At 63.2% G+C, this 12,825-nt stretch carries 10 protein-coding genes and 2 tRNA genes; 1 reads left to right on the forward strand and 11 read right to left on the reverse strand.

Features of this window, described 5'->3' with window-relative positions; all coding sequences use genetic code 11:
* Window positions 1-477: 477 nt before the first annotated feature.
* From J4862_RS01060 to J4862_RS01090, 7 genes are all read right to left on the reverse strand, one after another.
* The gene (locus tag J4862_RS01060; RefSeq protein WP_211788903.1) at window positions 478-2,772 is read right to left on the reverse strand and encodes a GH92 family glycosyl hydrolase; all 2,295 of its coding nucleotides are present in this window, start codon (window positions 2,770-2,772) and stop codon (window positions 478-480) included.
* Between the two features lie 12 nt (window positions 2,773-2,784).
* Complete coding sequence (locus J4862_RS01065; RefSeq protein ID WP_211788904.1) at window positions 2,785-3,207, reverse strand: SufE family protein; 423 nt, start codon at window positions 3,205-3,207, stop codon at window positions 2,785-2,787.
* Between the two features lie 20 nt (window positions 3,208-3,227).
* Window positions 3,228-4,217: a M28 family peptidase gene (locus J4862_RS01070; protein ID WP_211788905.1), complete on the reverse strand. Its 990-nt coding sequence runs from the start codon at window positions 4,215-4,217 to the stop codon at window positions 3,228-3,230.
* Between the two features lie 11 nt (window positions 4,218-4,228).
* Window positions 4,229-4,825: a nitroreductase family protein gene (locus tag J4862_RS01075; RefSeq protein ID WP_211788906.1), complete on the reverse strand. Its 597-nt coding sequence runs from the start codon at window positions 4,823-4,825 to the stop codon at window positions 4,229-4,231.
* A 21-nt stretch (window positions 4,826-4,846) separates the two neighbouring features.
* Complete coding sequence (locus tag J4862_RS01080; protein ID WP_211788907.1) at window positions 4,847-5,620, reverse strand: TatD family hydrolase; 774 nt, start codon at window positions 5,618-5,620, stop codon at window positions 4,847-4,849.
* Between the two features lie 10 nt (window positions 5,621-5,630).
* Complete coding sequence (locus J4862_RS01085) at window positions 5,631-6,647, reverse strand: polyprenyl synthetase family protein (protein WP_211788908.1); 1,017 nt, start codon at window positions 6,645-6,647, stop codon at window positions 5,631-5,633.
* 185 nt (window positions 6,648-6,832) lie between these two features.
* Window positions 6,833-6,909: transfer RNA gene (locus J4862_RS01090), tRNA-Asp, on the reverse strand.
* Window positions 6,910-7,658: 749 nt separating this feature from the next.
* Here J4862_RS01090 and J4862_RS01095 point away from each other — a divergent pair.
* Window positions 7,659-7,732 (forward strand) — tRNA-Asn (locus J4862_RS01095).
* Window positions 7,733-7,952: 220 nt separating this feature from the next.
* On the opposite strand, the gene J4862_RS01100 is transcribed toward J4862_RS01095, so the two are convergent.
* The 4 genes from J4862_RS01100 to J4862_RS01115 are packed head-to-tail and all read right to left on the reverse strand — an operon-like array spanning window position 7,953 to window position 12,825.
* Window positions 7,953-9,014, reverse strand: coding sequence for a BACON domain-containing protein (locus J4862_RS01100; protein ID WP_211788909.1), 1,062 nt, complete (start codon window positions 9,012-9,014; stop codon window positions 7,953-7,955).
* A 42-nt stretch (window positions 9,015-9,056) separates the two neighbouring features.
* Window positions 9,057-10,346, reverse strand: a complete 1,290-nt coding sequence (locus J4862_RS01105; RefSeq protein WP_211788910.1) for a DUF4302 domain-containing protein — start codon at window positions 10,344-10,346, stop codon at window positions 9,057-9,059.
* A 2-nt stretch (window positions 10,347-10,348) separates the two neighbouring features.
* On the reverse strand, window positions 10,349-11,230 hold the full coding sequence (locus J4862_RS01110) for a putative zinc-binding metallopeptidase (RefSeq protein WP_211788911.1): 882 nt from the start codon (window positions 11,228-11,230) through the stop codon (window positions 10,349-10,351).
* 11 nt (window positions 11,231-11,241) lie between these two features.
* Window positions 11,242-12,825, reverse strand: a complete 1,584-nt coding sequence (locus J4862_RS01115) for a RagB/SusD family nutrient uptake outer membrane protein (RefSeq protein ID WP_211788912.1) — start codon at window positions 12,823-12,825, stop codon at window positions 11,242-11,244.

Below are 12,825 nucleotides of genomic sequence, written 5' to 3' on the forward strand. Positions count from 1 at the left end.
ATAATCAACGTACAAAGGTAAAGAATTGTTATAAAAGGAGCGCTGCCGTGGTCATGAAGCCACAGCAGCGCTCCTTGCCTTTCCTCGGGCTAAGGCCTCAGTCCGCTGGGGTGTTTGTCGGCTAGGCTCTAGCTCCCGAGGGCAGGTGAAGCCCTAGCAAGTGGGCGGACTGTCTCGTGCAGGGAGCCCAGCGGCGTGCGGGAAGTCCAGTGCCGCTCCGTATGCCTTGTTCTAGCTCTCTGAAGGATATCCCTCAGCCTTCTGACTGATATCCCTCAGCGGCGTCACGGACGTCGCTCAGCGCGCTGACTGATATCCCTTACGAGCCCTCTGCCTTAGTTCGCCCCTAGATGCAGCGAGCCCTACAGAGGCGATAGCTCGGGCGAGCGGCTGATCCCGCTGCTCTGGCTATCGCCTCTGTAGGGCTCTTGGCTTGGGCGCTAGAGAAGGCGCCTAGATCGCGCTACCCTTAGGGGACTAGCGACGCGGCTGCGTCCCCATCTGGATCTCGAGCTTGCCGCCAGCCTTCAGCTCAGCATGGCCGAAGCGCAGCTCGCGCGTGATGTCGCGGCCGTTGATCTTGGCCGACTGGACGTACTTGGCCTCTTTGCTATTGCCCTTGACCTCGATGACGAACTTACCCCCAGACAGCTGGAGTGTCGCCTTATCCACCAGTGGGCGGCCGATGACGTACTCTGCCTTACCCGGGCATACCTGGTAGAAGCCGAGCGAGCTGAGGATATACCAGGCCGACATCTGCCCGCAGTCCTCGTTGCCGATGATGCCCTCGGGCGTCGGCTGGTAGAAGTGGCGGAGGACGGTGTCGAGGATGGCCTGGCCCTTATGCGGGCTGTCGGTATAGTTGTAGAGGTAGGCGATGTGGTGGCTGGGCTCATTGCCGTGGGCGTACTGCCCGATAAGGCCCGTGATGTCGCCCGACTGCTCGGCGCCGTCGATGCGCGAGGAGGTGGTGAAGAGGGTGTCGAGGTTGGTCTCCAGCACCTGCTTGCCGCCCATCAGCTTGAGGAAGCCCTCCATGTCGTGCGGCGCGTAGAAGCTCCACTGGTAGGCATTACCCTCGGTGTAGTCGCTCTTCTCGTGGGCGGAGAAGCGGGGATTGAAGGGCGTGCGGAAGCTGCCATCACCCATCACGGGGCGCATCAGGCGCGTCTCGTGGTCCCAGTAGCGTCTGTAGTAGAGGCCGCGCTTGTCGTACTCCTTGGCTACGTCCTTGAGGCCCGCTGCCTCGGCGATACGCGCGATGCACCAGTCGTCGTAGGCCATCTCGACGCCCCAGCTGACGCTCTCGGGTACGGAGTCGGCGGGCACGAAGCCGTAGCGCTCCTTGTAGTAGGGGTGACGGGTGATGAGGTCGAGCTCTCGGGTGCCGGCGAATTTGCGTGCCAGATCCTCGCGGTAGATGCTGCTGCGCTGGGCAGCCTCCGTCCACAGCTTAAGGTCTTCGCCCGAGGCCAGGCCCTTGGCCACGAGGTCCGCTAGGACGCTCACCGAGTGGTAGCCCGGCATGCAGCCCGTATAGTTGGAGGCCAGCGGCCAGCGCGGCAGGATCGTCCCCTCCTGGTAGTCACTGATGAGGCTGCGTCCGTAGCGTAGGGCGCGCTCGGGCTCGATGATCGTCAGCAGCGGGTGCAGCGCACGGTAGGTATCCCAGAGGGAGAAGACGGTATAGTGCCCGTCGGAGGGGTCGGCATTGCGGTGGAGCTGCTTGTCCATGCCACGGAAGGTGCCATCGACGTCCTGGTAATTATAGGGCGCGATGTGGGCATGGTATAGGGCGGTGTAGAAGTTGCGCAGCACGGAGCTATCCGCGGTCTCGATCTCGATCTTGCTGAGGACCTCGCTCCAGATGCGGCGGCTCTCCAGGTGCACGGCGTCGAAGTCCCAGTGGGGGAGCTCCGTGGCGAGGTTCTTCTCTGCCTGCTCGGGCGAGCTGGGGGAGATGCCGACCTTCACCAGCACGGGCTCGGAGCCCTGGGGGAGGTAGAGGTGCAGCTTGAGGTCGGCCGTGTCGCCGCTGGTGCTGTAGCCTGCCTGGATGTGGCTACGCTGGCCGTCGCGCCAGAGGGCGAGGCTATCTACGGGGCGACTGAGGTGCAGGGTGTAGCTCAGCTGGTGATGCTCCGCCCAGCCCTTGGTATAGTAGGTGCCGCGGATGGTGGAGTCATTGACCAGCTCGAGGTCATTGCCTACGACCTTATGCCCCCAGTTGGGCTGGAGGATATGCCCGAGGTCCAGGAGCAGCTTGCGGTCGGTGCTGTCGCTGTAGGTGGCGCGCATGAGGCCGACGCGCTCCGTGCTGGTGAGCTCGGTACGGATGCCGAAGTTCGCCAGCTCTACGGCATAGTAGCCAGGGCTGGCCTTCTCGTCCTTCTTGGCAAAGCGTGCTACGGGCTTGAGGCTATCTACGCCGCTGTAGGGCAGGACGGCGACGTCACCGAGGTCCCCCACGCCCGTACCTGAGAGATGGGTGAGGCTGAAGGCGTAGATGGTGCTGTCGGTCGCGTGGTAGCCGCTGCTGGCATCCCAGCCGATGAGGTGCGTGTCGGGGCTGAACTGCACCATCGCATTGGGGCGAGTAGCCCCAGGGAAGGTGTGCCCGTGCTCCCCCGTGCCGATGAAGGGATCGACGAAGGAGAGCAGACGGTCGCTAGGCCCGGGCTGCTGGCTCGAGGTGGAGCAGGCGCTGAGGCCGGCAAGGGCGAGGGCCAGCAGAGGGAGCTGGCGAAGTCTATGCTTGGTCTGTGGCTGCATGAGGATATGGGTTTAGCCTTGGGCGGCGAAGGTAGCGGCGAAGAGCCGCATCTGTCGGAGCATGGCGACGAGCCCGTTGGAGCGCGTCGGGGAGAGGTGCTCGGAGAGGCCGATCTCCTTGATGAAGTACAGCTCGCTATTGATGATATCCTCGGGGCGCTGGTCATCCAGCACGCGCAGCAGGAGGCTGACGATCCCCTTGACAATGAGGGCATCGCTCTCCCCGCGGTAGTGGACACGCTCGCCATCGTAGCTGGCGGTGATCCACACACGGCTCTGGCAGCCCTCGATGAGGTTGGTCGGCGTCTTGTCCGTCTCGGGTAGCGGCGCTAGCTCGCCCCCGAGGTCGATGAGCAGCGCATAGCGATCCATCCAGTCATCGAGTGCTGCGAAGTCCTCGATGATCTCGTCCTGTAGTTCCTTGATTGTTGGCATTGCCTAGTTCTTACTTGCGTTTAGAGTTCGTCCCTTAGGGTCGTGGCTACGGTCTCACCTACGGTACGCAGGGTCTCGATCGAGATGATGTTGAGGTCATCCTGCTGGGTGTGCCAGTGGCTGCCGAAGCCCGTGGGGCGCGTAGGGTCGTAGTTGATGATGTCCACCGATGGGATGCCGAGCTCGCGGATCACGGGGATGTGGTCGTCCGTCATCGCTGAGCCCTCGGCCTGGACGAAGTAGCTGCCCCAGCCGAGCTGTGCCGCCGTCTGCCAGAGGGCCGAGAGGAGCGGACGGGCGAACTGCTTGGAGGCCGTCTCCCAGTAGAAGCGCGCCCCCTGGGCCCCGACCATGTCGAGGAGGATGCCGTAGCGTGCCGTGTAGCCCGCGTGGTGGGGCTGCTTCGCCCAGTGCTGCGCGCCGAGGCACCAGCTGTCGTCATCCCCGCCGCGGCCGCCATCCTCGAGGTCGAAGAAGACGAAGTCCAGCGCCTTGCCCGAGGGCTGTAGCGCCTCCTGACGCGCGAGCTCCAGCAGCACAGCTACCCCGCTGGCGCCGTCGTCGGCACCGAGGATGGGCTGGCTCTGGGCGCTGCTGCTGGCGTCCTGATCGGCTACCTGGCGGGTATCCCAGTGCGCCATTAGCAGGAGGCGATCCTTAGCCTCGGGCTGCAGGGTGGCGATGATGTTGGTTCCCTCAGCGACCTTGCCGTAGTAGTCCTTTCCCTCGAAGCGCTGCAGAGTCACCGTGTAGCCCCAGCTGCGTAGCTTATCCTCGATCCAGCGGGCGCAGCGTGTGTGGGCCTCGCTCCCAGGGGTGCGGGGGCCCATCTGTACCTGCGCCACGACGTAGCTGTAGGCCGAGTCGGCCGAGAAGGGAGCGGCCTTGCGCTCGGGGCTAGGCTGGCTCTCGGTCTGCTCCTGGCTCTGTGCGCGGGAGCCGCCGCAGGCCCCGAGGCCGAGCAGGATGAGGGCGAGGCTGGAGCAGAGGAATGGCTTGAGTAGCTTCATAGTCAGGGGGGCTAGAATACGGAGGCCTTGTTGGGCTCGATGATGAGCTCCTCGAGGCCGCGCTTGGGTACGTGGTGGCGCCCCTCGGCGTCCCGCCAGTAGCGAGGCTCTTCGCCAGGACGTAGCTCCTCGAGGATGGGCTCCTCGGCGGGCTTGCCTAGGGCTACGATCGCGTTGATCGAGAGGTGCTGCGGCAGGTCGTACATGCGGGCGATGTCCCCACGACCATGCGGGGAGAAGATGCACATACCGTAGCCAGCCTCGGTAGCCAGCAGGCCGAGCGCCTCGAGCTGTATGCCCTCGTCGAAGCGCGCGGCGGGTGCTAGATGCGTGTCCACCAGCTGGATGAGGTAGGCCGTAGGGCGCTCGCCCACGGCGGGACCCTCCCAGTCGGGGAGCATGGCAGCCCAGCGCATCAGGCCTGTGAGCCAGTGGCACTGCTCGGGATCGGTGACGACGATGTACTTGAGGGGCTGGATGTTGCGCCCTGAGGCCGTATGACGGATGACGTTGATCCAGCGGATGAGCTGGAGGCGCTCGATGGGCTGCTGCTCGTCGAAGCGGCGGCAGGTGCGGTTGCGTCGGATGAGTGTCTCGATAGGGGACATAGCTATAGGGGTGTAGTGTGATTAGTGCTGAGGGAGGGCGAAGAGGCGGCGAGCATTGGCCGTCGTTGCCTCGACGAGGCGCTCCTCGGGGATGCCGTAGCAGTCTGCCAGGTAGCTGGCCGTGTAGGGGAGGTAGCTGGGCTCGTTGCGCCGTCCGCGCTTGGGCACGGGCGCCAGATAGGGGGCGTCGGTCTCGATGAGGAGGCGCTCCAGCGGGATGCGGGTGATGTAGTCGCGTAGGTCGCTATTCTTGAAGGTCACCACGCCATTGATCCCGACGTAGAAGCCCTCGAAGCTCAGCGCCTCCACGAGCTCCTCCTCCGTGCCCGTGAAGCTGTGGAAGACCCCGCGCAGCCCGGGTAGGGCGAGCTCGCGCAGTAGGGCGAAGGCGTCGGCGAAGGCCTCACGGATATGTAGGATCACGGGCAGTCCGCGCTGGTGCGCCCAGCGGAGCTGTGTGGCGAAGGCCTCCAGCTGCTGCTCCCTGTAGCTCGTGTCCCAGTGGTAGTCTAGCCCAATCTCCCCGAGGGCTACGATGGGGTAGCCGTCGAGGCGCTCCTCGACGTAGGCTAGCTCACGCAGGTAGTCCTCCCCCACAGAGGTGGGGTGCAGGCCTGCCGTAGGGTAGAGGAAGTCGGGGTAGCGCTGAGCGAGCGCCCAGAGACGCTCCCAGCTGGAGGAGTCCACGGCGGGCAGCACCATCTGCTCGATGCCAGCGGTGCGGGCACGCTCCAGCATGGCCTCTAGATCCTCGGCGAAGTCCTCCGAATAGACATGGGTATGGCTGTCGATCATAGGGGGTTGGCTAGTGCGTACGTCCCGAGAGGCTGTCGAAGAGCAAGCGTAGGGGACCGAAGTGCTCGGCCTCTAGCGTGGGGACGCTCGTGCTGAGCGCCTCGAGCTCGCTGTAGGCCGACTGGCTCAGACGCGCCACCTCGCCCTCGGCATAGGCGCGTACCCCTACGGCGTCGTAGAGGGCACGTACCTCGGCGATGCGTCCCTTGCGCTCCTCGGGGCTGAGGTCGAGCAGGCGCTGGAGCTCCTCGCGCTGGGCGCCCTGGAGTTGCTCCTGGGTGTAGAGCAGCAGGAGTGTCTTCTTGGCGTTGACGATGTCGCCGCCTATGGGCTTGCCGAAGGTCGCCTCATCGCCGTAGACGTCCAGTAGGTCATCCTGTATCTGGAAGGCCAGACCCAGCTCGACGCCGATGCGGTAGAGGCGCTCGGCGGCCTCGGTGCTGGCGCCGCCTAGGAGGGCGCCGATCTGGAGCGAGGCGCCCAGCAGGACGGAGGTTTTCAGACGGATCATCTCGAGGTACTCCGCCACGGTGACATCGCTACGGTGCTCGAAGTCCATGTCCAGCTGCTGCCCCACGCACACCTCGAGCGCCATGCGGCTGAAGAGGCCGAAGAGCTCGGGCTGCAGGGCCTTCGCCTCGAGCTCGCCGAGTGCGGCGTAGGCCTCGATGCACATCGCGTCGCCCGAGAGGATAGCGGTATTGTCATCCCACTTGCGGTAGACGGTCTCCTGACCGCGGCGCAGGGGCGAGCGGTCCATCAGGTCGTCGTGTAGGAGCGTGAAGTTGTGGAAGATCTCCAGCGCCGCCGCTGCAGGGAGCGCCTCGTGCCAGCGCTCGGGGGCGAAGGCATAGGCTGCTGCGAGGCAGAGCATGGGGCGGATGCGCTTGCCGCCGAGCTGGAGCGTGTATTCGATGGGGGCAAAGAGGCCCTGGGGCTGGCGCTCCGCGAAGCCTCGTGCCTTGAGGCTGGTGCGCACGGCTGCCTGGAGCTCCTGTAGTATCTTCTTGTCTTGGGCTGTAGCCATCGTGTGGGATGCTTAGGGGGCGTAGCCTCGGCAGCGCCTTCCTAAAGAAAAGGGGGGCGGAAGGGACTGCCTACGGCTACATCATATATAGTATAGACAAAGATACGATATCTAGGCAAGACGGCAGGGGGAGGAGCAAAGCAAGGAGCGCATCGTAGTGGGACTATGATGCGCTCCTCTAGGCTTGGCGGTATGGACGGGACTCGAACCCGCGACCCCCTGCGTGACAGGCAGGTATTCTAACCAGCTGAACTACCACACCAGCTCTGTTTGCTCTGCAAAGGTAGATAAAATAATGATACGCTCCAAATTCGCCCGAGGCCGCCGCTGTTAAGCGCTTCGCCCTCAGCCTTCGGGAGGCTGGACGGGCTGCTGAGGCTAGAGTGTGCATGCGGCTCCGTGCTTGGTCTCGCAGCGCTTTGCCTAGGCCTCAGACGAAGCGCTCTGTAGGCTGATAGGCGACGCGGCAGCGCTACCTCCGAGCTAGGATCGAAGGAGGACAGCGCTGCGTTCCAAGGGAGACGAGGAGCTCGACCCAAGGGGGACGACGCGCTCCCCTAAGGGGCGCCGAGTAAAGTAATATAAGAATGCGCGCTGACTGACGCCAGTCAGCGCGCTGAGGGATAAGGGGGAGGACGAAAAGTAATATAAGAAAACCCGCTACCCCCTGGCTCGGCCTCGGCTGCGAGCCTGCTCGGGTGCCCGGGAGGGGTCGCTTGGAGGCTTGGGCGGCTTCGCTCGGGGCTCCGTGGGGAGTGCCTTGGGACGCTCGCTTGATCTAGGGTGGGGCGTGCTGCGTCCTCGGGGAGCGAAGGTCGCGGCGCTGCGGGGCAGGGCGTGCGCCCTGGTCGCGGAGTGGGCTCTGTGGCGTGGGTGTGTGGTGGTTTATCTCCCTTGAGGAGAGGTGGCTAGCTGATGGGGAAGGCCGTCTAACTACGGCAATGCGCGCGGGGATTTGCGCATTTCGCAAGTTTGTATTACCTTTGCAGTGCAAACGAAAGGATGCAACACTCTTCCTTAGCTCAGTTGGTTAGAGCATCTGACTGTTAATCAGAGGGTCCTTGGTTCAAGCCCAAGAGGAAGAGCAAAGCCAGGCGCTCCGCAATCACCAGTGATTGCGGAGCGCTTCCTTTATATCCCTAGCCTAAGAGCCCGAGGCCTCTCCAGACGGCCTCCCCGCGGGCTAGGGAAAAAGCGATCGCCCCACAGCGAGCAGCCCAAGCTGGGTGCTGCGCTGTGGGGCGATCTTGCTAGGAAGGCTCTGGCGGGTAAGGCTAGCGAGCTCTGTCCCGCGAGGGATAGGGGCTAGGACTTCTTGCTGAGCTTGGGCTGGATGTACATCTGCTCGATGCCGAGGTAGGTACCCTGCGTCAGGCGGTTGGAGCTGGAGCGGACGAAGCCATAGGAGGCCCAGGTCTGCTCACTGGCGATCTTGAACTTCTCGGCGAAGACGAGCTTACCCTCACGCGTGATGGAGATGAGGACGGGCTCGCGGGTACCGAGTATCATGTTCTTGTGCTCGTTGGTGAAGTCATCAGCCGCGAGGACGGTGACGATGTACACGGGCTTGGCGCCTGTGGTGACCGTCTTGACGACCTTACCGTTCAGCAGCTCCAGTGCTCTGCCTGGGGTGAAGCTAGCCTCCCAGGTGTAGATGCCGTCGACGATGACGCTGGCCTGGGTCTTCGTCACCTCCTTGATCACGAGGGTAGAGGTGAAGGGTACCATAGCGCCAGACGCATCGAGGGTGAGCGCCGTCTGGGTGTAGGTACCGGTGATGTCGGCCAGCGAGGCCTGTGTGACCTCCAGCGAGTCGACGTGCCCTGCCCCCTTGGCGATGACCCAGCCCGTGCGGGGGGTCTTCGTCGTATTGGCCGCAGCCTCGATGTGCAGCTGCTTGCCGCTCGTCGAGACCTTGATCCAGTCGGCAGAGGCGGTATAGGAGACCTGGACGTTGGAGGCGACCTTGATGGTCTTGTCGATCGCTTCGTCACCGCCTACCATGGCCTGCTCCTTGGGCAGCCCGAAGATGATGCCCTCCTGCATGATGTTCAGGGCGATGGAGTCCCCCTTGCTATCCTTGACGACGAGCTGCGTATTGCGCGACTCGAGCTGATCATTGCTCGTGGTGCTGAGGGTGATGGTCGAGCCCTGTACGGCGACCTTGAGCCAGGAGTCACGGCTGTAGACCGTGGCGGGAGCCTGATCCAGGCGCACCGTCGAGCTACCTGCCTCCACGGGGAGGTAGGTCTTAGCCTCGAGGATGCTGAAGGGGGCCTCGGTCGTGGAGGGAGCAGGCTCGTCGCTCTTGCAGGCCGCTAGCAGTGCGGCCAGCCCGAGGAAGGGGATGAGGCGTGTCTTATTCATATACTTCTTAGTTCTAACCATGAGATGAATGTAGGGCAGCCTTTAGTTGCTCTTCTTGAGGAACTGGATATTCTCCATCGCGATGGGGAAGACGTAGTGACCATTCTTGTCCACCACGGGCTTGAGGTCCTCACCGTAGGCGACGCCGAAGAAGGAGTCTACCTTGCCATCGGCCATCTCACTGCCCTCGGCGATGGCCTGCTGCTGGTCTTCGTCCCAGGTGAAGGTGATGCTGTGGTCGGTGGAGAGGAGCTTGCGCCCATCGGCTAGCGAGATGGGGATGAGGACGACACCACCAGCGTACTTATTCGTCGGGTCGTGTAGCGGCTGACCGACGAAGGTGATCGTACCCGTAGCGGGATCGTAGGGGAGGATGAGCTTGTAGTCGACGCCACGGAAGTTGAGCGTACCCTTGAGCGTATTGGCCTTGTCGCCCGCCTCGAGGGTGAGGGTGGTGGGCTTACGCCAGCCGCGGATCGGATTGTGACGCATCGTCCAGGTACCGTACCAGAAGTCGATCGGCTTGTGGCTCTTGGGGATAAAGAGCTGGATCGTCAGTCCGCCCGAGGTGAAGCGCTTCTTCTCGCTGTCCCAGGCGAAGCTCTGGTAGCTCTTGCCCCCGAGGACGAGGGGACGCTGGAGCGTGATGCCCTTCTCGTGGAAGGTGTAGGCGATGTCATGGTTCTTACCCTCCAGCGTCGCCGTGAGGTGACGGCTGGTGGTATTGATCTCGCCCTTTGCTAGAGGCTTACCGTCGAGGATGAAGTCATAGGTATTGGCTGTCATCTCCTCACGGACGGAGAGCATCCCGAGGAGGAGCTCCTCGAAGCTGCTCTTCTCCGGCAGGCGCGTCAGCAGCATCTCATTGCCCCACTTCTTCCCCACCAGGCGTATGCTGTCGGTGGAGGTAGAGAGGATGGCGAACTCATAGTCGCCCTGTATCCCCTCGGGGTGCCCGAGCGAGGCCGAGGCCAGCGGATGGAGCACGGCGTTGAAGGTGGGGAAGGTGAGCACAGGGCCCTGGTCCTTGACGATGGCGTACTCCGTCGTGGAGGCCAGCTCGGGGTCGCCATTGTCACCCATGATGGTCACGTGCCCGCCAGCGAACTTCATCAGGAGCGTGAAGCCCGGTCCCGAGTAGTCGCGCCCAGCATAGTACTGCAGGCGCCAGCCCCCAGGGGCGGACTCCAGTAGCTCGCGGTCCTTGGCGACGAGCTCGTCAATGCGGGCGGCAGCAGAGCGGTCGAAGATCTCCTTGCTGTCCTTGAGACAGGAGGGCAGCAGCAGGAGTGCCAGCAGCCCGAGGAGCGTATAGAGAGATTTCTTGTGCATAGCTAGTTCAGTTTGTTGAGCTCAAGGGAGGAGATTTGGCTACCTCGGCGCAGGACGACATCGCGCAGCTCGTCGAGGTCGAGGCCCCAGCTGCTGAGGGTGTAGTCCTTCACCAGGGCGAGCTTCTGCGTGATGAGTGCTGCCCCGTGCGTCCCTGCATCCGAGAGAGCCTTGGCCCAGCGCTGCGGTGTGTAGGTGACGTAGTTGGAGAGCATCTCGGCGAAGTCCTCAGCCGGATCCTGCATGGCGTAGGGGGTGATGAAGCCCGCACGCAGGGCGTTGCGGTCCGTCGTGTTGATCCAGTCGCCACTGACGTAGCCGGACTTGGTGACCTGCTCGAAGGAGGTGTTGTAGGGCTTCTTCTGATTGAGGATGTGGGTGAACTCGTGGTGCATCGTGTGGAAGTAGTAGAGTGTCATCTCCTCATAGTCGCTGAGCGTCTCATTGCTCAGGGAGTTGACCTTCCCCAGGATGACCTTGTAGCCCCCGTCGGCGCTCCCGATGATCTCGGTGCGCTGGCGCGTGTAGCCCGGCGTACCGATGGCCACCAGCAGGCGAGGCGCATTGCGCTGCATGAACTCAGGGCCGAGGACCTCGGCGTAGGCATCGAACCACAGGTACTTGGTGATGATGGCGAGCTTCGCCGTCTTGGCCGAGTCTGCGGGGATGAAGTGGTAGCTGAGGTCGGTCTCAGCATCCTCTAGCTTGTACTTGAAGCGTATGTTGTAGGGGACACGATAGTTCTTCTCCAGCCACTGCTCGAAGGCGTTCTTGGCCTCGGGCTGTATGGGGAAGATCGTAGGATCGTTGGGCTTGTCCTCCGAGCAGGCAGCTACACCGAGCAGCAGACCTAGAGCGAGGAGTCCTTGATATAGATACTTCATAGGGCAGTAGCTTAATTGGTTTTAGCGCCGTTGCGTGGGTTGGGCTCGAGCTGAGCCGAGATCACATCCTGCGGGATCTGGATCGCCAGACGTGGGTCGCGTGCCTCCATCTTGTCCGTCACGGCCTCGACGGCATTGCTGACGTTGACGCGGCGGCGGTAGATGGTGATGCCGTAGCGCTTGATGTCCTGCATGCGCAGCCCCTCGTGGATGGTGAGGATGCGGCGCAGCTGAAGGATGGCCTGCAGCAGAGGCTCCTGCGTGGTGGCCTCGAGGGCGGGCGTCACGTGCAGCTCCTTGCGGGGCGTGGGATGCTCGGGGGTGTAGTACTTCACGCCCTTGTAGAAGTCCTGGATGCCCTGTAGGGTGAGCTTGACGCCCTTCTTGGAGAAGACGCTGAGCTCGAGGTTGAGGTCAGCCAGTGCCTCCTCGTAGCGACCCAACAGCGCCTTGGCCTCGGCACGTACCATGAGGGTCTCGTCCGTGGTGAAGATCGTGTAGGTCGAGTAGGGGATCCCGATACCGGCTACACGGTCGACGTACTTGGCGGTGTAGGGCTGCTTGCGGATGGCGTACTTGGACACGCCGTTGTTGTTCACGACGGTGTAGTTCAGCACGTCGCCGCTTGCCCCCCAGGGGCCGTCGGTCTGCAGGGTCTCCGTGGTGGAGATGAGGGCACCGTGGGCGTACTTGCTCCCGCGGAGGATGGGGATGCTGAGGCCGCCCCACTCGGTAGCCACTGCCTGCAGGAGAATGTTGGCCTTGACGGAGGACTGTACGAAGGCATTGGGCTGCACGTTGCCCGAGAGCCCAGTCTTACTCCACGCAGCCCAGTCACGTAGGTTGGTCGCGGGGTTGGAGCCGAGGGTGGCATCGGCGTGCTCGATGGCCTTGGCGTACTGACGCGCATAGAGGTAGAAGCGTGCCGCGAAGGCATGCGCCGCCTGTGCCGTGAAGTGGTACTTAGGCTGGCTGTACTGGGCATTGGCTAGTCCAGCGAGGCCCTCGGTGAGGTCCTGCTCGATGCGCTTGTAGAGCTGCTCCAGCGTGCCGCGCTTGTAGAGGACACGGCCTGGGTGTACCTCGGGCTCCTCGGGATAGGGGAGGCCGAGGTCCTTGGCAGCCGTCTTGGGGGAGTAGGCCTGGCAGAAGACATTAGCCAGCTGGAACATGGCGTAGGCGCGGCAGAGCTTAGCCTCTGCTACCTGCGCGCTGTACTCATCTTTGTTCTTGGCCTCGCTGATGTGCTTGAGCACCTCGTTGCAGACGGTGACGGCCGTGTAGTGGGCGTCCCAGAGCTGCTGGGGCGTCTCCTGCTCACGGATCTCGGTGATGTCCGCCCAGCGGTAGGCCTGCTCCTGGAAGGGGCTATTGGCACTCCAGTTTGTGTAGTCCTGCTCGTCCGTGTTGTCCGAGTACATCTCCAGCAGATAGGCGGGGTGCCCCTCGGGGTAGGCCGAGATGAGGAACTTGGCCGCGTCGCTAGGGCTATGCAGCTCCATGCGGTTGTCGGGGTACTTGTCGAGGTACTGGCCGCAGCTGGCCAGCCCGAGCCCTAGGGCGAGCGAAGCTATGATGATGCTACTTCTATTCAT

The organism is Porphyromonas sp. oral taxon 275, from assembly GCF_018127745.1.
Lineage (GTDB): Bacteria > Bacteroidota > Bacteroidia > Bacteroidales > Porphyromonadaceae > Porphyromonas.

Excerpts from the sequence above, each read along its gene's own strand:
- J4862_RS01060 (WP_211788903.1), bottom strand. The coding sequence starts at position 2,772 with ATGCAGCCACAGACCAAGCATAGACTTCGCCAGCTCCCTCTGCTGGCC.
- J4862_RS01065 (WP_211788904.1), bottom strand. The coding sequence starts at position 3,207 with ATGCCAACAATCAAGGAACTACAGGACGAGATCATCGAGGACTTCGCA.
- J4862_RS01070 (WP_211788905.1), bottom strand. The coding sequence starts at position 4,217 with ATGAAGCTACTCAAGCCATTCCTCTGCTCCAGCCTCGCCCTCATCCTG.
- J4862_RS01075 (WP_211788906.1), bottom strand. The coding sequence starts at position 4,825 with ATGTCCCCTATCGAGACACTCATCCGACGCAACCGCACCTGCCGCCGC.
- J4862_RS01080 (WP_211788907.1), bottom strand. The coding sequence starts at position 5,620 with ATGATCGACAGCCATACCCATGTCTATTCGGAGGACTTCGCCGAGGAT.
- J4862_RS01085 (WP_211788908.1), bottom strand. The coding sequence starts at position 6,647 with ATGGCTACAGCCCAAGACAAGAAGATACTACAGGAGCTCCAGGCAGCC.
- J4862_RS01100 (WP_211788909.1), bottom strand. The coding sequence starts at position 9,014 with ATGAATAAGACACGCCTCATCCCCTTCCTCGGGCTGGCCGCACTGCTA.
- J4862_RS01105 (WP_211788910.1), bottom strand. The coding sequence starts at position 10,346 with ATGCACAAGAAATCTCTCTATACGCTCCTCGGGCTGCTGGCACTCCTG.
- J4862_RS01110 (WP_211788911.1), bottom strand. The coding sequence starts at position 11,230 with ATGAAGTATCTATATCAAGGACTCCTCGCTCTAGGTCTGCTGCTCGGT.
- J4862_RS01115 (WP_211788912.1), bottom strand. The coding sequence starts at position 12,825 with ATGAATAGAAGTAGCATCATCATAGCTTCGCTCGCCCTAGGGCTCGGG.